The organism is Polyangium sp. 15x6, assembly GCF_029960785.1.
Lineage (GTDB): Bacteria > Myxococcota_A > Polyangia > Polyangiales > Polyangiaceae > Polyangium.
Genome location: NZ_JASBQE010000003.1, coordinates 240,704 through 264,441, shown reverse-complemented (window position 1 = coordinate 264,441; position 23,738 = coordinate 240,704). Strand labels below are relative to the sequence as shown.

The window sequence follows — 23,738 nt, the reverse complement described above, 5'->3', positions numbered from 1 at the left end:
GTAATCCGGAGGCCGCGTGGGATCCACGCGTTCCTGCTACACTCGTCCCGCCGATGACCCCGTCCCCCACGAAGAGTTGCCCGTCGTGCGGCGAGCGCTACGACGCGGATGTCCTCTTCTGCCCACAGGACGGCACGCCCCTCGCGAACGTGAAGGGGCCCTCGCTCTCGAGCCCCGAGGTCGACCCGTACGCGGGCCTCGAGCTCGCGGGGCAAATCCGCATCAAGCACCTCATCGGCATCGGATCGATGGGCCGCGTCTACCGCGCCTTCCAGGCCGGCATCGATCGCGACGTCGCCGTGAAAATCCTCCACCGCGAGCTCAGCGGAAACGCCGAGCTCGTCGGGCGCTTCCACCGCGAAGCCAAGATCGCGAGCCGGCTCGCGCACCCCGGCGTGGTCTCGGTCCTCATGACCGGCACGATCCCGCAGCGCGGCGATCCCCGCACGGGCGGCGAGATGTACCTCGTGATGGAGTACCTCGACGGCATGTCGCTGCTCTCCGCGCTCGCGGCGGCGGGCACCGGCGGCGAGCCCTCGGCGCTCCCTTTGCCGCGCGCGATGCACATCGCGCTGCAGATCTGCGACGCGGTCGGCGAGGCGCACGCGCAGGGCATCGTGCACCGTGATCTCAAGCCCGAGAACGTGATGCTCGTGCGCCGCGGCGACGACCCGGACTTCGTGAAGGTCCTCGACTTCGGCATCGCGCGGCTCGACTGGGCCGATCGCGGCGGCTCGATGGCCACGCAGGCGGGCCTGATCTTCGGCACGGCGAAGTACATCTCGCCCGAGGGCGCCGAGGGCAAACCCGTGAGCCCCGCGGCCGACGTCTACTCGATCGCGACGATCCTCTATCAGTGTCTCGCCGGCCGAACGCCCTTCGAAGGCGAGTCGCCGGTGCAGCTCCTGATCCAGCACACGCACGATTCGCCGCCCGATCTCCGGAGCATCCCGCGCGCGAGTTACGTCCCCGCGCCGCTCGCCGCGGTGATCATGCAGAACCTCGCGAAGAAGCCGGAAGCGCGCGCCGCCGACGCGCGCGCGCTCGGCAAGGATCTCTACGCGGCCGCGCGGCAGAGCGGCCTCGATCCGGACGAGCTCGCGCGATCGAGCTTGCTCTTCGCGCGGCAAGGCGCGGTGAAGCTGCCCTCGAAGGAGCGCACCAAATCGCTCGAGCTCTCGACCGATCTCGCCTCGAAGATCGGCGGCGTCCCCGCGCGCCCCGAGGCGACCCCGCTGCCGATCTCCTCACGCATCGAAAGCGATCCGGAGAGCTCCCCCGCGCCGTTCGTACCGCCACCGCCCACCTCGTCCATGGGCCGCGCGGTCTCGTCCCACGCGATCTTGGACGACGAGGACGAGACGACCGCCGCGCCTCCTTCGATCCGGAGCGATACGCGCATCGTCGACGACGAGAGCGAGCCCGAGGACCCCGACGCGCACGCCTCGCCCGTGGCCCCGCTCGCGCGCGAGTCGACCATGCAAGGCACGGAGACGCCGCTCTCCTTGCCTCCGCCGGCCGACACGAAGCGCCGCGCGCGCCTCACGCGCATCGTCGCGCTCGTCCTCTGCCTCGCCGCCGCGCCGCTCGTGATCGTCATGGGTGGCAAGCGCCTCGGCCTCGTCGGCGCGACCACGGCCGACTCGCTCGACGGCCGCCTCGAAGCCGCACGCGAAGCCATGAAGCGCCAGGCCTGGGACGCGCCGCCCGGCGACAACGTCAAGGAGATCCTCGACGCCGCGAACACCCGCTGGCCCGGCGACGCGCGTGTCAAGGAGCTGCGCCGCGAGGCCGCCGAGCGTCTCGTCACGAGCGCGCTCGGGCGCAAGTACGCCGGCGATCCCGCCGAGGCCCTGCACCTCGCCCGCATCGCCGTCTCGCTGAACCCCTCGCTCACGACCGCGCAACACCTCGTCGCCGAGCTCGAATCGAAGGCGCCCACGGAGCTCGCGCCCACGACGAGCAGCGCGCCTCGCGCCGTCCCCACGGATCAACGCCCGAACGGCCGCTTCCCGGCGCCGCGCGCCACGGGCAAGGACGGCAAACCGCTCCCGAGCGCCTCGGCCGCGACGCCGCCCGGCCCCACGGCGACCCCCACGCCCACGTCCACGACGAAGGACCCCACGGGCAAACCGACGGGCCCAACCGACGCGGTGCTTCCGCCCACGCCGCCGCCCTTGCCGACGACCGATCCACCGCCCACACCGACCGGTGGACCATGGCTCTGACGCGCGCGACTCGCCGCCTGCACGTCGCCCTCGCGGCCACGTCCGCCGCGCTCGTCGCGCTCGCGGCGTGCCCTTCGAGCGCCCACGCGCAGAGCCAGGAATCCGCCGCCGCGCGCCGCGCCTCCGCGGCCCTCACGCAGGACTACACGCACACGCTCGTCTCGGTGAACGCGGGTCTGCTCAGCCTGCCCGCGGCGAACGTCTGTCCGCGCTCGCGCACGAGCTGCGAGAAGGGCGAGACGAGCGTCTCGCTCGGCGTCTACAACCAGTACCGCATCGGCCGCTTCGGCCTCGGCGCGAGCATCTCCTGGGCGCGCTCGCTCCTCAGCGGCACGGCCCCGGGCGCGGCCGAGCTCAGCCGCGAGCACGATCGCAGCTACTTCCTCGTCGAGGGGCAGCTTCGCTACTACGGCATCCAGAACGACAAATGGGTGTGGTGGGGCGGCGCGACGCTCGGCGCGGTGATCATCCGCGACGCCTGGACCGTGGCCACGGATCGCGAGCCCGCGGCGGACACGGCCTTCGTCGGCCCGCGCTCCGCGACGCTCTCGACCGAAGGTCTCGCGGCGGGCCTCGCGATCGGCGGCGAGTGGACCGTGGCCCCGAACTGGTCGCTCGGGACGACGCTGCGGTACGCGAGCTGGTTCCTCCCGACGGAGCCCGTGCAAGCGCCCACGGGCGACAGCGCGTCGCTCTCGGGCCGCGTCGACATGCTGGAGTTCGGCTTGCTCGTGGCGTACCGGCTAGCGCTTTGACCGCGCCTCCCACGACAGACAATTGACGCGTCCGCGCGAGATCGGTACGTGTCCCCGACTCGATCCTTAACGGAAGGCGCAATGGCCCTCGATCTCTCGAGTCTGGGCTTCACCACGGAGCCGAGCTCGTTCACCTACGACTGGAAGACGCTCGCGCTCTACGCGCTCGGCATCGGCGCGAAGCGCGAAGAGCTCGCCTACCTCTACGAGGGCACCGAAGGCGGCCTCAGGGTCTACCCGACCTTCGCCGTGATCCCGGCGACGGAGCCCGTGTTCAAGTCGCTCGCGCGCACCGGCGGCAACTTCGCCATGGTCGTGCACGGCGGCCAGAAGATCCGCGCCCTCGCGCCGATCCCGCCCTCGGGCACGTTGCTCACGACCGCCACGATCCGCGGCATCTACGACATGAAGAAGCTCGCGCAGGTCGTCATCGACACGACGACCACGCTCGAAGGCGGCGAGCGCGTCTACGAGACGACCTGGTCGATCCTCTACCGCGGCGAAGGCGGCTTCAGCGGCCCGCGCCCGCCCTCGGATCCGGACGAGCCTTCGATCCCCAAGGATCGCGAGCCGACGTTCATCCACGAGGAGACGACGTCCCCCGAGCAAGCCCTGCTCTATCGCCTCTCGGGCGACACCAACCCGCTGCACGCCGACCCGGCGCTCGCTGCCTCGGTGGGCTTCCCCGAGGGCCCGATCCTGCACGGGCTCGCGACGTACGGGTACGCGGCGCGAGCCGTGGTGAAGGGTCTTCTCGGGGGGGATGCCTCGCGCCTGCGGGTTTTGTCCGCGCAATTCCGCAAGCCCGTCTGGCCTGGGGACACGATCGTCACGCGGGGATACGTGCTCGAAGGTGGAAAGGTGGCGCTCCAGGCGAGCGTGAAGGGAAGACCGGACCCGGTGCTCACGGGCGGATACGCGGAGATCGCCTGACGAGCCGCCGAAGCGCGTGCTAACTCGACCGGACCGATCACAGGATCATCGCCGCCCGCGCGGCAAGAACGGTGGGGCAAAGCCCTCTCTCTGAAGAAGTCATCATGAGCAAAGAGACCAAGAAGCAGCCCAAGGCCGAACAGGATCCCGAGCTCGACAAGGAGCAGGCAGAGGCGGAGGAAGAGGAAGAGGACGAGGAGGAAGAGGGCGCGGAAGGCGAGTCCGACGACGAGGAAGAGGACGAAGAGGAAGACGAAGAAGAGGACGAAGAGGAAGACGAGCACGCGCAGCACCAGGGCCACGACGCCGCCGCGCACGGCGACGACGAGGATCCCTACTGGTGGACGCCGCACGTCGTCCTGGCCGTGCTCGTGCTCGTCGGCATCCTCGGCTTCTTCGGCATGTTCAACAAGCCGCTCGGCTTCCTCGCCGCGAAGCCCCAGGGCGGCGCCGCGCACACGGAGACGGCCGCGACGCAGCCTGCCACGCCGGCGACGCCCGCCACGCCGCCTCGCCCCACGGCGCCTGCGCAGCAGCAGCCGCCGCGCGAGATGTTCGGCGCGAAGCACTTCCTCGTGATGTACAAGGGCAGCATGCGCGCGCCCGCGAACATCACGCGCACGAAGGAAGAGGCGAAGGCGCGCGCCGAGGAGGGCCTGAAGAAGGTCAAGGACGGCGCGAAGTTCGAGACCGTCGTCGGGGAGTACAGCGACGAGCCGAACGCGGGTGCCCGCGGCGGCGACCTCGGCCTCTTCCCGAAGGGCGCGATGGTCGGTCCCTTCCAGGAAGCGGTCGAGAAGCTGAAGGTCAACGAGGTCAGCGGCCTCGTCGAGACGCCCTTCGGCTACCACGTCATTTTGAGGACGAAGTAACTCGAGGGGGTTCGGGGGCGTAGCTCGGCTTGCCGAGCGTAGCCCCCGAGCATCGAATGGTGAAGGGGGACGCGGTTTCACGCCGCGTCCCCACACCTCCCTCACTTCTTGGCGATCGCGTCCTTCAGCCGCGCGATCTTCTCGTCCTTGCCGAGCGAGACCTTCGCGACCTCGTCGGCCGTCATCCCGCTGCGCAGCACGCGCACCTCGTCGCCGATGCCCACGAGCCGGCCGCCCGTGCGCGCGACGATCCACTCGACCGCGGGCGCCTCGCCTTCCTTGCTCATGAAGCGCACGGCGCCGTCGCCGATCCCCTTCTCTTTCTGCGCCCCGGGCCCCTTGCCGAGCGTCGCGAGCACGTCCTTCGCCTGCTCGTCGTCCGCGCGCACCATCACGGCGAACCGATACCGTTTGTCCGCGTCCTTGTAGTAGCCGAACGCGCCGCCGCCGGTGCTCGGGATGCCCAGAAGATCCTTGGTCACCACGCGCACGCCGAGCGGGATCCGGTTTGCCTCGGGCAGCGCCGCCGCGGCCGGCGGGAGCGCCGTCTCGCCCGGCAGCTTCGCGCCGATCTCCTTCACGAGCGGCGCGAGCAGTTTGTCTCCGAGCGCCTTGATCGCGGGCTCCGCCGCGGCCTCGTCGTTGTACGTGATCTCCGCGAGGTGCGCGCCGCGCCAGAGGTACGCCGTCCCGAGCCCGAGCGCCGCCGCGCCTCCGCCCTCGATGGGCCGCGGCGTGTCCTCGCCCGCGGGATCTCCATCGCCGACGACGCGCTTCGTGAACATCGCGTACGCGCCCTCGGTCGTGCCGAACTTCGAGAGGTGCACGTCGATCGTCGCCGCGCTGCCGCTGCCGTCGACGTACCTGAGCTCGACCACGCGGCGAACGCCGAAGCCTTTGTAGATCTCGCATTCGCCGTCGAACATGTCGCAGATCTGATCGAGCGGGAGGCTGCCGCCTTCGCCGTACGTCTTGTCGCCGCCGTTCGGGTCGAGGCAAAAGCCCGCGGTGGTGCGCGGGAAAAACGCCGCGGACTGCGCGTCGGACAGGGTCCCGCCGCCGCCCGCGCAGGCCGCGGGTTTCGCCGCGGGAGGCGGAGGAGGCGCCGCGCCACGAGGCTCCTCGTTCTTGCAAGCGCTGACGAGGGCGAGGGCGAGGAGGGAACCGATTGCCGCGTGCCGTTGCATCATGGTCGACCGCACATGCAACGATCAGAAGACCGGTGCAAGGGCGCGAGGCCTCCGGCCCCCCGGATCCCGCAACTTTTGCAGAGCGTCGCAATCCTTAGCGGCTCGTCCCGCGCCGCACCTCGCATTCGGCCTTGCTCTCGGCCCGTTCCGCTTCCCCGAAAACTTTTTCTTCGAGGCACGAGGCTTGCTACCAATCATGTTGGTGGCTCGTTTCCTTTCTCGCCGGCTTCCCAGGACGCGGACCGCAGGTGCGGCGGATCGGGCGCGTGGCTTCACGCTGACCGAGATCCTCGTGGTCATCTTCATGATCGCGCTGCTCGCCGCGGTCGCGTCGCCTGCGTTCATCCGGATCATGCGCGACATCGGCCTGAGTCGGCTCACGATGCAGCTCGCGGAGCTCTACCGCCGCGGCTACGTCGAGTCGTCCGAGCGCGCCACGTTCCTCGTGAGCTTCCGCAAGCCGAGCGGCGCCGTGCAGGTCGAGACCGTGCGCGCCGCGCTCGACACGCCCACGCCGACGCTGATTTCGCCGCGCGGCTGCAACACGATCAACTGGGCCGACCCCGCCCTCGAGCGACAAACCTATCGGTTCGCCTCGACCGACAAGAAGACCCTCGTCAACGTCGGCTTCCTCGCCCCCGACAACTCGACCCAGGACATCGCCGACGTCTGCTTCGCGCGCCGCACTGCGTTCGTCCGGTACAACGACGGCGCATTCGTGCCGATGGTCGGCGCGGCGAAGCTGTCCGTGACGAACCTCGCGAACGGCCGGGTTCGCCGCGTGCTCGTGCCGTCGTTCGGCCTGCCGAGGGTGATCCAATGAAGCGGGCTCGGCGTGGCTACACGGTCATCGAGGTGATGATGGCCCTCGCGATCCTCGCGGTCGGCGCGACGGGCGTGCTCGCGCTGCAGAAGGTCGCGCTGATCGGCAACTCGAACGCGCGGATCGGCGACGGCGCGCGGCAGGTGGCGTCCACGTGGGCCGAGCGCCTCAAGGCCGACGCGCTCCAGTGGAACGATCCGCTCGGCATCTCGGACATCGGCGAGACGCGCTGGCTCGTCGGTTCGGGTACGTACGATCCCGTGAATCCGCCCGGCCCGGCGCAATGGATCCTCGCGCCCGAGGTCCCCGGCTGGAGCTCGCCCGTGGCCGACATCCACGGCGCCGACGTGACCGTCGCCGACACCACGACGAACGGCGTCTTCTGCACGCACCTGCAGATGGCGCGCGCCGTGCAGAAGCCTCTCTCGCTGGTCGGCGCGACGCACCCGATCGCGGTCCGCGCGCTCGTGCGCGTGATCTGGCGCCGCGACCTCGCGCCGATCACGGAGTGCCGCACGACCGCGCCGGCGAGCATCGAGGAAAACGACGCGCGGTACGGCTTCTATTACCTCTCCACCGTGGTCGGCCAGGAGGAGGCCTCGAACTGATGCGCGCGAAGAACCGCATCCTCCGCGATGGTGATCGGCGCGGCTTCACGCTCGTCGAGCTGCTCGTCGCGATCACCGCGGGCGCGCTCGTCGCCGCCGCGGCCGTGCTCCTCTCGAAGAACGCGGTGCGCATCTTCCAGGAGGAAGCGCGCATCTCGTACGCGCAGGTCGCCGTGGCGACGGGCCTCGGCCGCCTGGGCACGGACCTCGAGCACGCCGGCCGCAACACCACGCGAAACCCCTTCACGGATCGTCGCCTCTGCGCCCAGCCGAACCTCGTCGACTGGCCGGCCGGCATGCGCAGGCTCGCGCCCGTGGTCATCGAGACCCGCCCCGATCTGCCGCAGAACGCGGGCAACGACCTGCGCAACGAGCGCATCACGATCGCGGGCGACCTCGACTCCGGCGAGAACTTCGTCATGAGCACGACGCTGCCCGGCGCGAGCACCACGACGATCGTGCTCCAGCCGCAGAGCCGCGCGATCCGCCGCCTCACGGCGCTCACGCAGAACGGCAACGTCGCATCGAGGCTCGCCGAGCTCTTCCGCGTCGGCCGCATCCTGCACATCGAGGGCCCGACGCACGACTACTACGGCCGCATCCAGGGGTTCGCCGCGACGGGCACGCCGATCACCTCGATTCAGGTCACGATCGAGAACACGCCCCTCGTGCCGATCCAGACCTCGCAGGGCGTGGGCCCCTCGTGCGGGATCAAGGGCTTCGGAAGCGGTTTTCCCGTGCACGTGATCTCGCGCGTCCGTTACGAGCTCCGGTCCGTCGTGGCCGACGCGAGCTTCGCCGATTACGTGCAGCCGCTGAACCCCGTCACTGGCGACGTCGATCGCACCGAGCTCGTGCGCGTCGAGCTCGCGCCCGACGACAGCGAGATCCCCGGCACGCTGGAGCTCGTCACCGAGTACGCGGTCGCGCTGCGCTTCGGCATCACCGCGCTCACCGTCACCTCGCAGCCGGATGCTCCGGTCCTCGAGCGCTTCCCGATCACCGATCCCGTGCCGAACGCGCAGGTCTACGCGATCGCGGGCCCGCCCGACGTGCAAGGCAGCCGGCCCGAGGCCGTGCGCTCGGTGCAGGTTCGTCTCTCCACGCGTTCCCGCGCGCCCGATCGCCCCACGCAGATCCCGGCGCCCGCGGGTCGCCCGTTCCGCTTCCTCGTGGGGAGCGCGAAGGGCGCGGATCGTTTCGCGCGCGTCCGCACGCTCGAGCGCGAGTTCGCGCTCGTGAACACGCGGGGAGGTGGGTCGTGAGCGAGCTCGTCCGCAAGAGCCCGAGCGCGATCGCGCGCCGTCGCGCGCGCCGTGGCGAGCGCGGGGCCACGGTCTTCGTGGTCGTGCTCGTCATCGGGATGCTCACGGGCATCGGGCTCTTCGCCGCGCAGGCGAGCACCATCGCCACGAGCACGAGCGGCATCTCGCGCGTCACCACGCAGAGCCGTTACTTCGGCGAGAGCGCGATGAACGCCGTCACCGCGAAGCTCTCGCGCGACCTCGGCGCGCAGATCGACTTTCTCGCGCGGCAAAACTCCACCGAGTGCCTCGGCATGTCGGGCGACCCGTACTACCAGAACTGCACGCGGTTCGGCCGGACGTACCTCGAGAAGGAGCTCGGCTTCGCGCTCTTCCAGCCGTACGACGCGCAGACCGGGCAGCACGGCACGCTCGGCCGCATCGACAACGCGACGGCCGATCTGCTCGTCGAGATGAACGATCTCTACCGCATCGATCGCCCCATCGCGGGCTTCGACTACACCTCCGCGGGCGCGGCGAACGTCCACTTCATGAGCGTCATGCTCCATGGAACGGGCCGCATCCGGCTCGAGCCGCCCGGCGGAGTCGCGAGCACCCTCTCGAGCACCACCTTCCGCGCCGAGCTCGTCGTCGGACCGATCTCCGGACCTTGACGGAGGACTTATGCGAACCCTGACCCGCGTCCTCTCCTCTCCCATCGCCGCCGCAACGTTGCTCTCGATCGCGTCCTTCGCGCCGATCGCCGAGGCGCAGCTCGACATCAACCCGCCGCTGCCGAACGTGCTGCTCGTCATCGACACCTCGGGGTCGATGGAGAACATGGCGAACGGCAAGCGCCCCGAGGAGGCCGGCGCGACGTGTATCCCCGGCACGGCCACGCCGCTGAACCGCTGGGCCACGCTGGTCACGGTGCTGACGGGGACGATCCAGAACTTCTCGTGCTTCGCGCAGGATCGATCGTCGACCTCGTTCCTCAACGAGTTCACCCTGCCAAACGGCCCCGAGCCCTACGACGCCAAGTACTACCTGCCCTTCCACCGCATCCTGTCGAACGGCTGCGCCTACGGCCCGGGCTCGATGGGCCCGGCCTGGTGGGACTGGCCCGCGAACGCGCTGAAGACGCACGCGTGGAACAACACGAGTCAGGCCTGCGCGTCGCCGGGCTTCCAGCAGGCGAACGACGGCTTGCTCGACACGTACCGCGATCGCGTCCGTTTCGGCCTGATGACGTTCGACACGCTGCCCGATCCCGGCACCGGCGCGAGCGGCTCCGTGCCCACGCCGAACGACGGCACGAAGGGCATGTGGAGCTACTACCCGAACTGGAGCTCCGGCGGTTCGCCCGCGGACGGCAACCCCCCGAACTGCGCGAACCAGCCGTTCGAGGTCGGCGCGCGAAACCCCGCCGCGCCGCCGTGGGAAGGCCGCCTCATCGGCTTCGGCGTGCACGACGCGCCCATCGCCGAGGTGCAACAGACGAACGATCGCATCCAGGCCTCGCTCCTCGCGATGCGGCCCTACGGCGCGACCCCGATCGCGGGCATCCTCGCCGACGCGCGCGACTACCTGATCAACGACGGCTCGGACGATCCGGCCACGGGCAAACCCTTCGGCCCGAAGAACGATCCGTACTTCGCAGGCCAGTGCCGCAACCAGTTCATCATCCTGCTCTCGGACGGCGAGCCGAACCTCGACCTGCGCGAGTCGTGCGCGACCGGCAACGGCAAGTGCCCCTACGCGCGGCCGCACGAGATCGCGCACCAGCTCGCGACGCTGTCGAACCCGATCAAGACCTTCGCCATCGGCTTCGGTTTGTCGCAGGCGGGCGGCACCGACTGCAGCGCGCTCACGCAGAACGACATCGTGAGCCCCGGCGGCCTCTGCTCGAACGCGACGGGCACGCTCAAGGCGTGCTGCACGCTCTCGCGCATCGCGTACGAGGGCGGCACGAAGAGCGCGTTCTTCGCGAACGACCTGCCTTCGCTCAAGACCGCGCTCGATCAGGTCCTCGCCGTCGTCTCGGCCGGCTCGACGAGCCGCACGATCCCCGTCTTCTCCACGGCCGGCGCCACGACGAGCCAGGGCAACGCCCAGGCCGCCGGCTACCAGTTCGTCACGTCCTTCGACGCGCCCGTCGGCTCGCTCTGGACCGGCAACCTCGAGCGCAAGCGGTACGTCTGCGAGAACCAGGCCGGCGTCCTCAAGCCCGTGCTCGCGTCGATCGAGCCCGCCAAGGGCGACGACTTCGAGGCGAACCTCAACACGAACACGCCCGGCCGCAAGTTCTTCACGCACGTCGGCCCGCAGGCGAACGGGCAGATCCACTCGCGACGCTCGCTGCGCCCGGACGTCACCACGGACGACGGCCTCGGCCTCTACGGCGGCGCGAGCACGGGGCTGCTCGACGGCGCTTCGTTCGCGTCGACGCTCGCGGCGACGCCGCCCGCGCTCGACATCCCGTCGAGCCCCGTGCCCGACGCGTGCAAGGTGATCGCCGGCTCGGGCGCGAGCGCGGGCAGCTGCGCCGACACGGTGATCCGCTGGGAGGTCGGCATGCCCGGCGTGCCGCAGTCGCGGTACGGCAACAGCTTCGGCAGCATCTACCACGCCTCACCCATCACGATGGGCGCGCCGAACGAGTACCTCCGCGACGAGTCGTACGCCGCGTTCGCCGCCGATCCCGTGATCAAGAAGCGCCCGCTCGTGCTCTTCGCGGCCACGACCGACGGCCAGCTCCACGCCTTCAAGGTCGCGTCGAACGACCCGGCCGACACGCAGCGCGTCGACACGCTGGAGAACAACGAGCTCTGGTCGTTCCTCCCGCCGCACGTGCTCCCCGGTCTTTTGCCCACATACGGTCGGCAGGCGTTCCTGCTCGATGGAAGCCCCGTCGTGAAGGACGTGATCTTCCAGCGCACGCGCGCGCAGGCGCAGGCCGGCGCGGCCGGCTCGCAGTGGCGGAGCGTGCTCGTCGCGGCCGGCGGCCCTGGCGGCAGTTTTTATTACGCGCTCGACGTGACGAAGCCGACGGAGCCGAAGTTCCTCTGGCAGCTCTCGACGAACACGAACGGCGAGCCGCTCTTCGGGGCCACCACGATCAAGCCTGCGATCGCCACGATCGCCGTCGACGACGGCAACAACGACGTGAAGGAGGTCGCCGTCGCGATCCTCTCGGGCGGCACGACGACGCTCACGAACGGGAGCTGCCCGCGCCTCAAGTCGGCGACGAAGGTCTCGTCGTCCGACGCGTACCAGCCCAAGGTCAGCGGCGACGTGGTGCGGTGCTGGCACGACGCGAACGGCAGGGTGGGCGCGGCGCGCTCGCTCTCGATCGTCCGCCTCGACACGGGCGAGCTCCTCATGAACTTCCGCGGCAAGGCCGACGACGGCCCTGCGTTGCCCTCGACGAAGGTGAAGGAAGACTCCTTCGACTCGCCCGTCACCGGCATCCCCGTCCCCTATCCCGCGCAGCCTGGCCAGGTCTCCGATCGCATCTACGTCGGCGACGCGGACGGCACGCTCTACCGCATCGACCTCACGTCGCCGAAGCCCGACAAGTGGACCGTCGATCTCGCGTGGGACGCGTACTCGTTCGGCAACGACACGGCCGCGACGCGCCAGCCCATCGAGACGCCGCCGATCGTCACGGTCGATCCGATCGGCAACCCCGTCGTGCTCCTCTCGACCGGTGATCAGGAGACGTTCACGTCGAGCGCAGGCGTGCAGACGCGCGCCTGGTCGATCCGCGAGGAGCTCACCGGCTCGGGCGCGTTCGTCACGAAGAGCAACTGGGTGATCCCCTTCGAGAACGGCGTCCGCGTGACCGGCCCGATCTCGCTCTTCAACGGCATCGCCTACTTCTCGACGTTCACGCCGACCGGCCCGCAAGGCAACGCGTGCGCCGACGGCTACGGCGCCGTGTGGGGCGTCGACTACTACCGGAAGAATGCTTGCAGTGCCAACGGTCCCACGCCGCCGACGGACTGGCCTTGCCCGCGGTACGTGCAGGATCCGGTGAACGCGCCGCAGACGTTGAGCTTCTTCGAGAACCAGCCGCCCGGCACGGTCGTGTTCGGCGTGGCCGTCACGCAGACGCCGAGCTGTTACGCGCAGGAGAACTTCAGCGACCCGGCGTTCGGAACGATGTCGACCGTGAGCAACTCGACCGCGGGCGAGTTCCAGCTCGTCTTCCAGACCGGCCAGGGCGGCACGTCGAGCGAGAACTCGAAGACGAACACCGTGACCAAGCGCCTGCCGCCGCCGCGCACCTCGGTGAGGATCGACTCGTGGGGCCTCGTCCTCGAGTGAAACGCGCGCTCCTCTGCGCCGCCGCGGCGCTCGTGCTGCTCGCGGCTTGCCGCGGGACGGACGAACGCCGCGCGCCCACCGGCGCTCCCTCGGCGGCCCCGGCCCCGCGCCCCGATCAGCTCGCCCCCGGCGAGCTCGCCGAGGGTACGGTCGATGCGTTTGGGCTCAAACTACCTCGCGCCATGACGGTCACCGCGCAATTCCCCGACGCCTTCTTCGCGCGGGGCAGCCTGCGCGCCGAGGACGTCGCGACCTACGTGAAAGAGCGCGTCGTCGTCGAGCGCGTCGAGTCGGTCCCGCCGAAGACGATCTTCCACGGCGCGACCGCGAAGTCCGCGCCCGCGCCCGCGCGTGTCCTCGGCATCGAGGTCCTCACGCGGGACGATCACACCGAGCTCGTCGTGCGCGACGTGACCCGCCCCCCCGCGAAGGACGGCCTGACCGAGGAGCAGCGGTGGCGCGAGCTCGGCCTCACGCCGCAGGGACAACCCCTCGATCCCACCAAGCTCGAATAGGCTCTCCGGCCCGATGCGCGGCGCGTCATCGAGCGTGCAAGCTGCGATCGTGCGTCCGTGCTGGACCGTACCGGACGACCATCGACTTTGACCCCGAATCGGACTACATCGCGCGGGGTGTCGACCATGGATCAGCCCCAGGTACCGCTTCGCAGGACCCCTCTTTACGACGAGCACGTCGCGCTCGGCGGCCGCCTCGTGCCGTTCGCGGGCTGGGAAATGCCCGTGCAGTACAAGGGCGTCACGGAGGAGCACCGCGCGGTGCGCACGGCCGTGGGGATCTTCGACGTCTGCCACATGGGCGAGCTCGTCCTTTGGGGCGACTACGCGGCGGACGTGGTCAACTACCTCATCACGAACGACGCGAAGCGCCTCATGGACGGGCAGGCGCTCTATACCGTCGCGTGCAACGACGCGGGCACGATCCTCGACGACCTCATCGTCTACCGCGTGTCGCAGACCAAATGGCTCATCGTCTGCAACGCCTCGAACCGCGACAAGATGGCTGCGCATTTCCGGGCCGCCGCGGCGAACCACTGCGACTTCGACGACGCCTCCGATCGCACGGCGCTCATCGCGCTGCAGGGCCCGAAGGCCCTCGAGCTGCTCGCGCGGGCGGGCGGCGACGGCCCTGCGCTCGCGGAGCTGCCGGCCTTCCACTTCCGCGACGCCGCGCTGGCGAACGTCCCGTGCACGGTGGCGCGCACGGGTTACACGGGCGAGGACGGCGTCGAGATCTTCTGTCCCACGGACGGCGCGGCGCAGCTCTGGCGCGCCCTCGTGAAGCTCGGCGGGCCGCTCGGCCTCGAGCCGGCCGGCCTCGGCGCGCGCGACACGCTCCGCCTCGAAGCGCGCCTCTCGCTGTACGGCAACGAGATCGACGAGACGACGAACCCGCTCGAAGCCGGCCTCGGCTGGGTCGTCAAGCTCGGCAAGGGCGACTTCGTGGGTCGCACGGCGCTCGAGCGCATCAAGGCGGCGGGCCTGACGCGCAAGCTCGTCGGCTTCGAGATGACCGGTCGCGGCATCGCGCGACACGGCTACCCGCTCCTCGACAAGGTGGGGATCAAGGTCGGCGTGTGCACGAGCGGCAGCCCCGGCCCCACGGTCGGCAAGAACATCGGCCTCGGCTACCTACCCACGTCGCTCGCCGAGGTGGGCACGTCGTTCGAGGTCGACTGCCGCGGCCGCTCGGTGAGCGCCGTCGTGGCGAAGACTCCGTTTTACAAGCGTTCGTCGTAACGAAAGCGTGTCGTCGTAGCAGGGGACAGGAGAGAGGGCTTCGTATGAGCAGCGATGATGTTCGTTCAGATCGTCGGTACACCAATGATCACGAGTGGGCGAAGGAGGATGGCAACGTCGTGCGCGTGGGCATCACGGCCTACGCCATAGATCAGCTCGGTGACATCACGCTCGTGAACCTCGACGTGAAGCCCGGCGAGACGATCACCCGGGGCAAGGCCTTCGGGACGATCGAGAGCGTCAAGACGCTGAGCGACCTCTTCGCACCGTTGAGCGGGAAGGTCGTCGAGGTCAACACAGCCCTGGAGACCAGGCCGGAGCTGGTAAACGATGACTGTTACGACCGCGCCTGGATGATCGCCGTGGAGCCTTCCGATCGGAGCGAGCTTGATGGCCTGCTCGACGTCACTGCCTATACTGAGCTGCTGAAGAAGACCGCCGGCCACTGAGACGGGCCGCGGCCTCCTCATCTCTCTCCACACCCATGCGATACCTCCCTCATACGCCCGAGGAGATCGCTTCGATGCTGGAGGCCGTCGGCCTGCCGTCGCTCGAGGCGCTCTACGAATCGATCCCCGCACGCGCCCGCTACGATCGCCCGCTCGACCTGCCCGCGCCGGTCGACGAGCCGTCGCTCATGCGCCACCTCGAAGAGCTCGCCCGCAAGAACCGCGCGGCCGGCATGCTCTCGTTCCTCGGCGCCGGCGCGTACGAGCATCATTTCCCGCCCGCCGCCGATCAGCTCATCCTGCGCAGCGAGTTCTACACGGCGTACACGCCGTACCAGCCCGAGGTCGCGCAGGGCACGCTGCAGGTCATCTTCGAGTTCCAGACGATCGTCAGCGAGATCTTCGGCCTGCCGCTCGCGAACGCGTCGATGTACGACGGCGCGAGCGCGACCGCCGAGGCCGTGCTCATGGCGCGCAGGCTCGTCGGGCGCGAGCACACGGTCATCTCCGCGGGCATCCACCCCGAGTACCTGGAGACGATCGAGACGCACGTGCGTAGCCTCGGAACGGGCAAGGCCTCGCTCACGACGGTGCCTCTCGCCGCGAACGGCGCCGCGGACGTGGACGCGCTCGCGGCCGCGATCACGCCCGAGACCGCGTGTGTCGTCGTCGGGTATCCGAACTTCTACGGCTCGGTCTGCGATCTCCGGAAGGTGGCCCAGGCCGCGCACGACAAGGGCGCGCTCGTGATCACGGCGACGCAAGATCCGTATGCGCTCGCGCTCCTCGAGTCGCCCGGCGCGCTCGGCGCAGACATCGCCGTGGGCGAGGGCCAGCCGCTCGGCCTCCCGCCGCAGTTCGGCGGCCCCGGCGTCGGGCTCTTCGCGTGCCGCGACGACCGCAAATACCTCCAGCAGATCCCCGGCCGCATCGTCGGCGAGACCGTCGATAAAGCGGGCAACCGCGGCTACGTGCTCACGCTGGCCACGCGCGAGCAGCACATCCGCCGCGAGCGGGCCACGAGCAACATCTGCACGAACAGCGGCCTCTGCGCGACCGCGATGACCATCAAGATGTGCATGCTCGGCAAGAAGGGTTTCGTGGAGGCCGCGCGTCAGTGCCTCGCCAAGGCCGAGTACCTGAAGCAGGCGATCGCGGGCCTCGAAGGCTACGCGCTGCCGTACCGCGCTCCGACCTTCAACGAGTTCGTCGTGCGCGTGCGCGGCGGCGACGCGAAGAAGGTCTGCGACGCGCTCGCCGCGCGGGACATCATCCCCGGCTTCGACCTCGGCCGCGTCAGCGCCGATCGGAAGGGCGAGCTGCTCATCGCCGTGACCGAGCGCCACACGCGCGCGGACCTCGACCGGCTGGTCGAGGCTCTCGCGGCGATCTAACGGAGGCGCCGCGCCGGGGTTTCACCCCGGACCCGACGAGGGGCTGTCCGCCCCTCGACCCGGACCAGGGCCAGCCCTGGACCACTGGTGCATCGACCGCGATGCGGTCGATGCAAGCGATCCGGAGCTCTGCTTTCTCCGACCTAGAAGAACCGTGGCGACGGCCCGAACGAGGCCGTCGCCGCCGGCGTTTGATGCGCCGGGTACGGGTTCGGCCACGCGTCGAGCATCGACTGCCGGTAGATCGTCAGGCGCAGGAAATCGATGCCGGCGAACGCGCCGAACGCGAGCGCGTCGCCCGTCCCGTAGAGCCCCTGCACGCCGATCGAGAAGCCGAGCGGCAAGCCGAGCGTGAGGCCCCCGGCCACGCCGCGCGAGTACGTCCCCCAGAGCCTCTGGTAGCCGCCCACGTCGACCGCGACGCCCACTTTGCCCGCCTGAAAGCCGTGCGTGGCGAAGCGCGCGAGCAAGGACAGGTCGAGGCCCTCGTCGACCACGGGCGTGAGCCGCGCGAGACCGCCGACGATGAAGGATCCGTCCGGCGTCGTGCCCACGCCGTAATCGATGTTGAAGGCCGCGCGCGGCGCGAGCGCCGCCGTCCCCTCTTTCCACGCGAGCGCCCCTGCCCCCGCGAACGCCCACGCCGACGCGTCGGCCCGCGCGACGTCCGGCGCGAGCATGGCCCCGAGGGCGAGCGCGACTCCGATCCACGAAGCTTTCACGTTGCGACGCACGAACCCGCACCTAGCACGTTTTTCTGCGGCGGGTGAGGATCCGCCGCTCGACGATCCGCGCGACCTCCTCGTCGAAGAGCACCGTGTTGTGCCCTTGGCCTTCCATCACGATCACCTCGCCGCCGGGCAGGGCGTGTGACACGGGCGAACGCAGGACGGCGTCCGCCCTTGCGATGATCGAGAGATGCGGGACGTTCGCCGTGGCCGATGCGGCGAGGCGGATCCTGCGCAGGACCGCGCTGTCCGGCGCGAGATCACGCGCCGCGCCGAACCCGAGCGCGCTCGCCCCGACGACGCCCGCGAACGGGCTCGCCATCGAGATCGTCTGCACGACCCGCGCGTCCCCCGCCTCCTGCGCGTAAAACCGCGAAACGACGCCGCCGAGGCTGTGCCCCACGAGATGCAGGCGCGCCGCGCCGGGCAGCTCCGCGGTGAGCGCCGCGAGCCGTTCGGCGAGCTCCTCGACGCCCGGGCCCGGCGGATACGTCATCGCCGCGGCGTGCACGCCCTTGTGACGCGTGATCGCGCGGCGCATGGGACGGAGCCCGCCGGCCGTCGCGAAGAGGCCGTGGAGGAGCACCACGACGTCGTCGCCGTCCTGCACCTCGGCAGGCGGCGCGGCTCCCTCGAGATCGTGCCGCAGGAGCCATGCCTGCCGCCCGAACGCGAGGGCCTCTCGGCCCGCGTTCACGAGCGCGCGGGCCCAGAAGGGACGATCCGCCATGCCGCGAGGATGCCACGGACGGCGCCCGTGATCTTCAAGGTCGTACGAGCCACGCGTGGAAGCTCCGCCATGCGTTTTGCTTCGCCGTGATCGTCACGGAATCACGACCGCCGACGGAGGAAAGCGGGACACGCGCCTCGAACCACGTCGCCTCGTCCCGCGCCGGGATCTCCACGGTTTGCGAGCCTCCCCCGAGGGGCTCCCCGCGCACGACGTGCTCGATCACGAGCGTGATCGGTCCGCCGCCATCGGTCCGGAGCACGAGCGTCGCGGGACCTCGCTCGACGTGCGGCGCGACGCGAAACGACTCGCTTTGCCCCTGCGGAACGATGCGGCCCGCGTCGAACCGCGCGCGCCCGGCCGCATCTTGCAACGTCGCGCCGATCACCCACCCGGCCTGCGGCCGCGGGAACGTGTATCCGTGTGCCCGTTCGTCCACGAGATCCGCGACATCGACCTCGAAGACCGAACCCGCCCGCGTCTCGCCGCTCGCCGCGAGCGTGGACCAGTCGGCCGCGTACACGACCTTCTCCGGCGCGGCGCAGATCACGTTGTCCTCGATCCGCACGGAGAACATTTGCTGTCCAAACGATCGCGCGAGATCGGGGAACCAGCCCGGGTAGATCGCCATCACGTCGGGCCGCTCGCTCGCCGGCATCCGCTCGATGAGCTCGACGATCGCGGGGATCCCGTGCACCGAGGCGCGGGCGAACGGCAGGTCGTGATAACCGCCGAGGCCGAGGCCATCGAGCGCCGAAATACCCGAGAGGTACGGGATCGCCCCCGCGTCCCCGACGAGGACCCGCCGAGGACGCGGCGAGAGCGCGGCGAGACGACGAGCGACCTCGGCTTGCTGATGCTCGATGTTGCCGGAAGCGCGGGCGAAATGATCGATCTGCCGCGGGAAGAGCCGCGCGGGCGCGAGCGCGGCGACGAGCGCGAGCCCGATCCCGAGCGCGCGAAGCACGCGCCCCCGTCGCATCAGCTCCGCGGCTCCGAGCGCCGCCACGACGAGCAGGAACAGGAGCGAAGGCACGGCGTACCGGAAGTTCTGGTACCGCGCCGTCGTGTTCAACGACACGAGCAGGAGCATGCCGATCGCGCCCGCGAGAAGCGGCGCCGCGAGGAGACGCGTGCGCCGCGCGAAGACCGCGACGAGCGCGAGGAGCGGCACCACGAACGAGACCGACGGGCCCCCGAGCGCCACGTCGAATGCCTGCGCCTGCAGCACGGCGAGGTTCTTGATCACCTCCACGGCCGCCTCGATCGGCGTGAGGTACGGGTTCGTCCCGACGAGCTTGCGGACCGCGCCCGCCTGGCTCATTTCCCCGGTGAACACGAGGTTCGCCGCGGCCTGCGCGGCCAGGAAAACCCCCATCGGTCCGAGCGCGCGGAGGAGCGAGGGCACCGTTCCGAGCGAACGCGCGCCGTACACCACGGCCACGCCGAGCGGCCCGACGAGCGCCGCGGACTCGGGCCGCGTGGCCACGAGGAGCGCGCCCCAGAGCCCGGCGCGGAGCTGCGCGGAGGGACGCTCGTGCGGCGACGCCGTCGTCGCGCGCCGCGCCGCGACGAGCAGACGGCCGAGGATCCCCGCGAAGAGCGCGGTCTCCATGCCCGAGTACAGGCTCCAGTCGACGAGCGGCACGGCGAGGAGCAGGGGCGCCGCGATGTAGGCCGCGAATCGCGGCGTCCCTTCGAGCAACGCTCGCACCGAGCGGCACAGATCCCACAAGCAGACGCACGTGATCGCGGCCGCGAAGTACGAGAGCTGCGCGCCTCGCAAGCCGAGCGCCCACGCAGGCGCGAGCACGAGCGGATACGTGAGGCTCGTCCCGCCCGAGGAGTAGCCGTTCTCCGGCAGCCACGCGAACGGGTGGCCGAGCGCCGCCGACCGCGCGAATCCGTAGTGGATGTAGACGTCGTCGAGCGGGACCGGGAACACCCCGTCCGTCCGCGCGAACCCGGGCAGCCAGAACGCGAGGCCCACCGCGATCACGACGATCGCCGCGAAGACCGAGAACAGCGCGGGCTCGCGGGGCCTTTCGAGCATCGAGCGGGACTAACCACGAAAAACGAGGTGCCGGAAGCGCTGATCGCTCGCCCTACGGCGCGCCGCGCTTTCCGCGCGTATGCTTCGCGCATGGCAACGCAGACCGTGGATGCAGAAGACGCCGCCCGATGGGACGCGGTCGAAGAGGCGACCGAGCTCATGAACGACGGGCGCTTCGTCGAGGCGCTCGTCGCCCTGCGAAACGTCATCAAGGCCGATCCGAGGAACCCCTACGCGTTCCATTTCCTCGGCGCCGCCCTCTTCGAGACGGGGGAGCGCGAGACCGCGCGTGAAGCTTACCGCGCGGCGCTCCGCCTCGCCCCGAACTACCTCGGCGCGCGCGTCGCGCTCTCGCACCTCTTGCGCCAGCTCGGCGACCTCGACGGCGCCCTGTCGCAGGCGAACGAAGCCCTGCGCAGGTTCCCCGGCGATGGCGAGGCGATGCAGGCCGCTGGCCTCGCCTACGCCGCGAAGGGCAACCGCAAGGCCGCGAAGAAGCAGCTCGAAGGGTTCCTCAAGTCGAACCCCGAGCTCGAAGCGCGTCTCGAGGTCGAGCAGATCCTCGGCATGCTGGGGATCGTCGGCGAGAACGAGCCGGTCGAGTTCGACTGAGAAAATCGATTGCATCGACCGCACCGCGGTCGATGCACCAAAGGTCCAGGGCTGGCCCTGGTCCGGGTCGAGGGGCGGACAGCCCCTCGTCGGGTCCGGGGTGAAACCCCGGCGCTACGCTATCGAGCACCCTCTCAAACGTCGACGCGCGTGAGGCACGCTTCGGCGAGGGCCTTCGCGCCCACCGACTCCGCCACGCGCGCGGCTGCGCGGAAGCCCGCGGCGCGCTCCAGGGCCTCGGCCCCGCGACGCGCGCCTTGCACGCGGAACGACACGCTCCGCACGAATGCGCGCATCGCCGCGACGTCGTCCCCTGCGGCCGCCAGGATCTCGCCGAGCACGAGCGCTGCGTGCGCGGCCATGGCCTCGCTGCCTGGGTAAAACGGCTCGGCCAGCACCCTCGTGAGCACCGCGGCGTCCTTCTGCGAAGCCGCCTTCTGCGCCTCGATCTCCGGCGTCTGCCGCGGCGCGGGCTCGAACCCGAGACGCGCCTCCAGATACCCGAGCACGTCCCACGCGACCCGCTGGAACGCCTCGAGCCCGTCCGAAGGCGCCTCCAGCACGCCGCCGCCCGCGCGTAGGCCCGCGCGATCGAGATCCCGCACGATCACGAGATCGTCGCGCTCGCCGACCACGAAGAGATCGCCGTCCCAGCCGAGCGACTTCTCCTCCGTCAGCCATTTCGTTGCGGGACCAACTTCCTCGGGGCCGAGCAGGCGCGTGCCGTCGCCGAGCTCGAGCCCGCCTGCTTGCGCCCAGATTGCCGCGAGATCCTCGGGCGGATCGCCCTCGAGATCCCACGCCCCTCGCGCCGGCGGGCGTCGCTTCGTGACCGCCTCTGCGGCGCAGATCCGCGCCGCGCGCTCGCTCGTTTCGTCGTGGATCACGGATTCGAGACCTGCCCCTTCGGATCGTCGCTCAGGCTGCGGAGGAACATCGAAGCCTGCGATCGGGCCTCGGCCACGCGGAAGACCACGAAGTGACCATCCGAGTCCTCTGGCACCGCCCATTGCGCGAGCACGCCCGTCGCCTTGCCGCCGGCGAGGTTGCCCGCGAGGCCCGACGCCGGGATCTCCACCGTGCCCGGCCCGCCCCACGCGAGCTCCGGGATCGGCCATTGCGACGGCTGGACGAGCGGCAGGCCCATCGCGATCGCGTGCATCTCGATCCCACGCGTCGGCGAGTAGCTGTCACCCGAGCCGTCGGAGTTCACGCCTTCGGTCATGTAGATGCTCTTCGGCGCCATCCCGTCACGCGGCGAGAGGACCACACGCTGCGCGTAATGCAGCGGGTCCGTCGTGTCCACGAGCATCTGCGCGAGCGAGAGCGCTGGGTGGAAGAGATCGAGCTCCGCCTCCTCCTCGCTGTTCAGGTTCAAGAACACCGTCTTCACGAGGTGCGCGATGCTCGGCGACGGGCTCGTCTTCTCCAGCAGCGTGATGGCCATGACCGCCGACGAGCCCGAGAGCACGCCGCCGCGCGCCTGATCGTCCGAGGCGAGGAAGAGCGGCCCGTTCAGCCCGCCCTGCGAGTGGCCGAAGTACGTGAGGCGCGTGCCGTCGAAGCGGATCGGCTGACCCGTCACGGAGAACTTCGCGGGCACCTCCATCTTCGACTCCGTGAAGAGCCGCGCGCGCTGCACCTCGTCGAGCGCCGACTGCCGGCTGTTCGTCCGGGCCGACAGGACGTTGTTCACGTTGAAGAAGAGCAGCGAGATCCGCGACGGATCGCCGTCCTTGGGCGCGCCCGGCCTGCGACCGTGGAAGATCTGATCGACCCCCATCGAGGCGATGCATTGCTCGGCCAGGCTACGCGCCGTGCCGTCGTACACGTAGCTACGGAAATCGCCGCCCGTGCCGTGCGCATAAAGCACGATCGGGAAGCCGTTCGGCGGCATCGGGCACGCGGGCGAGTTCGGCACGGTGAGCGAGAAGCGCAGATCGAAGGTATCGACGACCGCGGGCGCGCCGTTCTCGTACTTGAAGGCGCCACCGTCGCTCGGCGTCTCGAAGGGGAGCTCGCCCTCCTGATAGTTCGGCGAAGGCCCGTAGACGCCGAGATATTCGGTGCGCGTGTCCCACGTACCGCCGATGATCCACGCGGTCGGGTTCGCGACGGGCGCGGGCACGTTCGCGCGCAGGTGATCCCGCGCCGCGAAGAGCTCCTCCGTCGGATCGTTCGTCCGGAAGACCGCGAGGTGCACGATGCGCGCGCGCTCGATCCCGGCCTTCTCGATCTCCGCCACGGCCGGCGCGAGCTCCTCCTTCGCGACCCGAGCCGCCTCGCTCGCGGGGTCCTGCTCGCCGAGCGCCTGCGCGAGCTCGTCGCTCTTCGCGATCGTGCCCCCCTCGACCCCGCGCACGGCGTCGGTCACGACGAGCGCATACCGCGTGTGCGGCTGCAGGGGAAACCCCAGCGTCGGCATGAACGCGAGCGTGTTCGTCGGGTAATACACGCCCCCCTCCGCGCGGAACTTCAGCGAGACGAGCCTGCGCGTGCCGCGCTCGGGCGACGCGGGATCGATGTCGAGCAGCTGCACCGACGCGCCCGCGTCGAGCGCGAGGGCCGGGTTCTGCGGGAGCGAGCTCGGATCGAGCGGACCATCGAAGCGCAGGTAGCCCGTGGCCGCCGGCGAGAAGCCGTCGAGCTTGCGATCCATGAGCGAGATGTACTGGGCGAGGATCGGTACCCCGCGCGGGTTCGGGAACCCTTCGAGGGACACGATGCCGTCTTCGAGGCGCAGATCACTCGGCCACGGATGATCGAAAAAGGCCGCTTCCGCGAGCGCGGTGGGCGACGACGGGGCCACCCAGATCGAGGCGGCCTCGGGCGACGCGGCCGGCAGGGGACCACATCCGGCGACGCCGAGCAGGATCGACGACGATACGAGCGCAAAAGAGAAGCTCCGAAGGTCGCGCATGACGGAAAAGTATGCATGACCGTAGCCCCCCGCGATAGGCCGGGTGCGCCTGCTTTTCTTGTCGCCCGACCACGCAATCTCCGACGCCGCGGCGCCCCGGTCGTTCGATTCCC

At 70.2% G+C, this 23,738-nt stretch carries 20 protein-coding genes; 14 read left to right on the top strand and 6 right to left on the bottom strand.

The features are described from left to right. The first annotated feature begins 53 nt into the window (after nt 1–53). The 4 genes from QHF83_RS04020 (at nt 54) to QHF83_RS04005 (ending at nt 4,788) form a co-directional block, all read left to right on the top strand. On the top strand, nt 54–2,228 hold the full coding sequence (locus QHF83_RS04020; RefSeq protein ID WP_282416423.1) for a serine/threonine-protein kinase: 2,175 nt from the start codon (nt 54–56) through the stop codon (nt 2,226–2,228). Next, nucleotides 2,219–2,983 carry a hypothetical protein gene (locus tag QHF83_RS04015; protein WP_282416422.1) on the top strand — a complete coding sequence of 255 codons (765 nt, stop codon included), beginning with the start codon at nt 2,219–2,221 and terminating at the stop codon, nt 2,981–2,983. The genes QHF83_RS04020 and QHF83_RS04015 overlap by 10 nt, the downstream gene beginning before the upstream one ends. Before the next feature lie 81 nt (nt 2,984–3,064). After that, a complete protein-coding gene (locus QHF83_RS04010; protein WP_282416421.1) occupies nt 3,065–3,916 on the top strand; it encodes a MaoC/PaaZ C-terminal domain-containing protein in 852 nt (283 codons plus the stop codon). A gap of 104 nt (nt 3,917–4,020) precedes the next feature. Further along, complete coding sequence (locus tag QHF83_RS04005) at nt 4,021–4,788, top strand: peptidylprolyl isomerase (protein ID WP_282416420.1); 768 nt, start codon at nt 4,021–4,023, stop codon at nt 4,786–4,788. Nucleotides 4,789–4,889: 101 nt separating this feature from the next. Here QHF83_RS04005 and QHF83_RS04000 read toward each other — a convergent pair whose 3' ends face one another. Beyond that, the gene (locus tag QHF83_RS04000) at nt 4,890–5,978 is read right to left on the bottom strand and encodes a DUF6599 family protein (protein WP_282416419.1); all 1,089 of its coding nucleotides are present in this window, start codon (nt 5,976–5,978) and stop codon (nt 4,890–4,892) included. Nucleotides 5,979–6,174: 196 nt separating this feature from the next. Here QHF83_RS04000 and QHF83_RS03995 point away from each other — a divergent pair, with 196 nt between their 5' ends. From QHF83_RS03995 to gcvPA, 9 genes are all read left to right on the top strand, one after another. Next, nucleotides 6,175–6,801, top strand: coding sequence for a type II secretion system protein (locus QHF83_RS03995; RefSeq protein WP_282416418.1), 627 nt, complete (start codon nt 6,175–6,177; stop codon nt 6,799–6,801). Beyond that, complete coding sequence (locus tag QHF83_RS03990) at nt 6,798–7,409, top strand: prepilin-type N-terminal cleavage/methylation domain-containing protein (RefSeq protein WP_282416417.1); 612 nt, start codon at nt 6,798–6,800, stop codon at nt 7,407–7,409. The genes QHF83_RS03995 and QHF83_RS03990 overlap by 4 nt, the downstream gene beginning before the upstream one ends. Further along, entirely contained in the window at nt 7,409–8,674 is a 1,266-nt protein-coding gene (locus QHF83_RS03985; protein WP_282416416.1) for a prepilin-type N-terminal cleavage/methylation domain-containing protein, read from the top strand. Before QHF83_RS03990 ends, QHF83_RS03985 begins: the two co-directional genes overlap by 1 nt. Next, complete coding sequence (locus QHF83_RS03980) at nt 8,671–9,327, top strand: hypothetical protein (RefSeq protein ID WP_282416415.1); 657 nt, start codon at nt 8,671–8,673, stop codon at nt 9,325–9,327. Before QHF83_RS03985 ends, QHF83_RS03980 begins: the two co-directional genes overlap by 4 nt. 10 nt (nt 9,328–9,337) lie before the next feature. Further along, nucleotides 9,338–12,982, top strand: coding sequence for a PilC/PilY family type IV pilus protein (locus tag QHF83_RS03975; protein WP_282416414.1), 3,645 nt, complete (start codon nt 9,338–9,340; stop codon nt 12,980–12,982). After that, a complete protein-coding gene (locus tag QHF83_RS03970; protein WP_282416413.1) occupies nt 12,979–13,497 on the top strand; it encodes a hypothetical protein in 519 nt (172 codons plus the stop codon). The genes QHF83_RS03975 and QHF83_RS03970 overlap by 4 nt, the downstream gene beginning before the upstream one ends. A gap of 126 nt (nt 13,498–13,623) precedes the next feature. After that, nucleotides 13,624–14,739 (top strand): glycine cleavage system aminomethyltransferase GcvT, encoded by a 1,116-nt coding sequence (gene gcvT / locus QHF83_RS03965; RefSeq protein WP_282416412.1) that lies wholly within the window; start codon nt 13,624–13,626, stop codon nt 14,737–14,739. Nucleotides 14,740–14,783: 44 nt separating this feature from the next. Beyond that, nucleotides 14,784–15,188: a glycine cleavage system protein GcvH gene (gcvH, locus tag QHF83_RS03960; RefSeq protein ID WP_282416411.1), complete on the top strand. Its 405-nt coding sequence runs from the start codon at nt 14,784–14,786 to the stop codon at nt 15,186–15,188. A 35-nt stretch (nt 15,189–15,223) separates the two neighbouring features. Continuing rightward, a complete protein-coding gene (gcvPA, locus tag QHF83_RS03955) occupies nt 15,224–16,582 on the top strand; it encodes an aminomethyl-transferring glycine dehydrogenase subunit GcvPA (RefSeq protein ID WP_282416410.1) in 1,359 nt (452 codons plus the stop codon). 143 nt (nt 16,583–16,725) lie between these two features. Here gcvPA and QHF83_RS03950 read toward each other — a convergent pair whose 3' ends face one another. The 3 genes from QHF83_RS03950 to QHF83_RS03940 are packed head-to-tail and all read right to left on the bottom strand — an operon-like array spanning nt 16,726 to nt 20,093. Beyond that, on the bottom strand, nt 16,726–17,316 hold the full coding sequence (locus QHF83_RS03950; protein WP_282416409.1) for a hypothetical protein: 591 nt from the start codon (nt 17,314–17,316) through the stop codon (nt 16,726–16,728). A gap of 10 nt (nt 17,317–17,326) precedes the next feature. Then, nucleotides 17,327–18,040, bottom strand: a complete 714-nt coding sequence (locus tag QHF83_RS03945) for a hypothetical protein (protein WP_282416408.1) — start codon at nt 18,038–18,040, stop codon at nt 17,327–17,329. Between the two features lie 34 nt (nt 18,041–18,074). After that, nucleotides 18,075–20,093: a hypothetical protein gene (locus tag QHF83_RS03940; RefSeq protein WP_282416407.1), complete on the bottom strand. Its 2,019-nt coding sequence runs from the start codon at nt 20,091–20,093 to the stop codon at nt 18,075–18,077. Between the two features lie 90 nt (nt 20,094–20,183). Between QHF83_RS03940 and QHF83_RS03935 the strand changes: the two genes are divergently transcribed. Continuing rightward, nucleotides 20,184–20,705 (top strand): tetratricopeptide repeat protein, encoded by a 522-nt coding sequence (locus QHF83_RS03935; RefSeq protein WP_282416406.1) that lies wholly within the window; start codon nt 20,184–20,186, stop codon nt 20,703–20,705. Between the two features lie 134 nt (nt 20,706–20,839). Here QHF83_RS03935 and QHF83_RS03930 read toward each other — a convergent pair whose 3' ends face one another. Both QHF83_RS03930 and QHF83_RS03925 read right to left on the bottom strand, forming a co-directional pair. Next, a complete protein-coding gene (locus QHF83_RS03930) occupies nt 20,840–21,592 on the bottom strand; it encodes a hypothetical protein (RefSeq protein WP_282416405.1) in 753 nt (250 codons plus the stop codon). Then, nucleotides 21,589–23,625 carry a hypothetical protein gene (locus tag QHF83_RS03925; RefSeq protein ID WP_282416404.1) on the bottom strand — a complete coding sequence of 679 codons (2,037 nt, stop codon included), beginning with the start codon at nt 23,623–23,625 and terminating at the stop codon, nt 21,589–21,591. Before QHF83_RS03925 ends, QHF83_RS03930 begins: the two co-directional genes overlap by 4 nt. Between the last annotated feature and the right edge of the window lie 113 nt (nt 23,626–23,738).

Coding starts and splice junctions, on each gene's coding strand:
- QHF83_RS04020 (WP_282416423.1), top strand. CDS start 54: ATGACCCCGTCCCCCACGAAGAGTTGCCCGTCGTGCGGCGAGCGCTAC.
- QHF83_RS04015 (WP_282416422.1), top strand. CDS start 2,219: ATGGCTCTGACGCGCGCGACTCGCCGCCTGCACGTCGCCCTCGCGGCC.
- QHF83_RS04010 (WP_282416421.1), top strand. CDS start 3,065: ATGGCCCTCGATCTCTCGAGTCTGGGCTTCACCACGGAGCCGAGCTCG.
- QHF83_RS04005 (WP_282416420.1), top strand. CDS start 4,021: ATGAGCAAAGAGACCAAGAAGCAGCCCAAGGCCGAACAGGATCCCGAG.
- QHF83_RS04000 (WP_282416419.1), bottom strand. CDS start 5,978: ATGATGCAACGGCACGCGGCAATCGGTTCCCTCCTCGCCCTCGCCCTC.
- QHF83_RS03995 (WP_282416418.1), top strand. CDS start 6,175: ATGTTGGTGGCTCGTTTCCTTTCTCGCCGGCTTCCCAGGACGCGGACC.
- QHF83_RS03990 (WP_282416417.1), top strand. CDS start 6,798: ATGAAGCGGGCTCGGCGTGGCTACACGGTCATCGAGGTGATGATGGCC.
- QHF83_RS03985 (WP_282416416.1), top strand. CDS start 7,409: ATGCGCGCGAAGAACCGCATCCTCCGCGATGGTGATCGGCGCGGCTTC.
- QHF83_RS03975 (WP_282416414.1), top strand. CDS start 9,338: ATGCGAACCCTGACCCGCGTCCTCTCCTCTCCCATCGCCGCCGCAACG.
- gcvT (WP_282416412.1), top strand. CDS start 13,624: ATGGATCAGCCCCAGGTACCGCTTCGCAGGACCCCTCTTTACGACGAG.
- gcvH (WP_282416411.1), top strand. CDS start 14,784: ATGAGCAGCGATGATGTTCGTTCAGATCGTCGGTACACCAATGATCAC.
- gcvPA (WP_282416410.1), top strand. CDS start 15,224: ATGCGATACCTCCCTCATACGCCCGAGGAGATCGCTTCGATGCTGGAG.
- QHF83_RS03945 (WP_282416408.1), bottom strand. CDS start 18,040: ATGGCGGATCGTCCCTTCTGGGCCCGCGCGCTCGTGAACGCGGGCCGA.
- QHF83_RS03940 (WP_282416407.1), bottom strand. CDS start 20,093: ATGCTCGAAAGGCCCCGCGAGCCCGCGCTGTTCTCGGTCTTCGCGGCG.
- QHF83_RS03935 (WP_282416406.1), top strand. CDS start 20,184: ATGGCAACGCAGACCGTGGATGCAGAAGACGCCGCCCGATGGGACGCG.
- QHF83_RS03925 (WP_282416404.1), bottom strand. CDS start 23,625: ATGCGCGACCTTCGGAGCTTCTCTTTTGCGCTCGTATCGTCGTCGATC.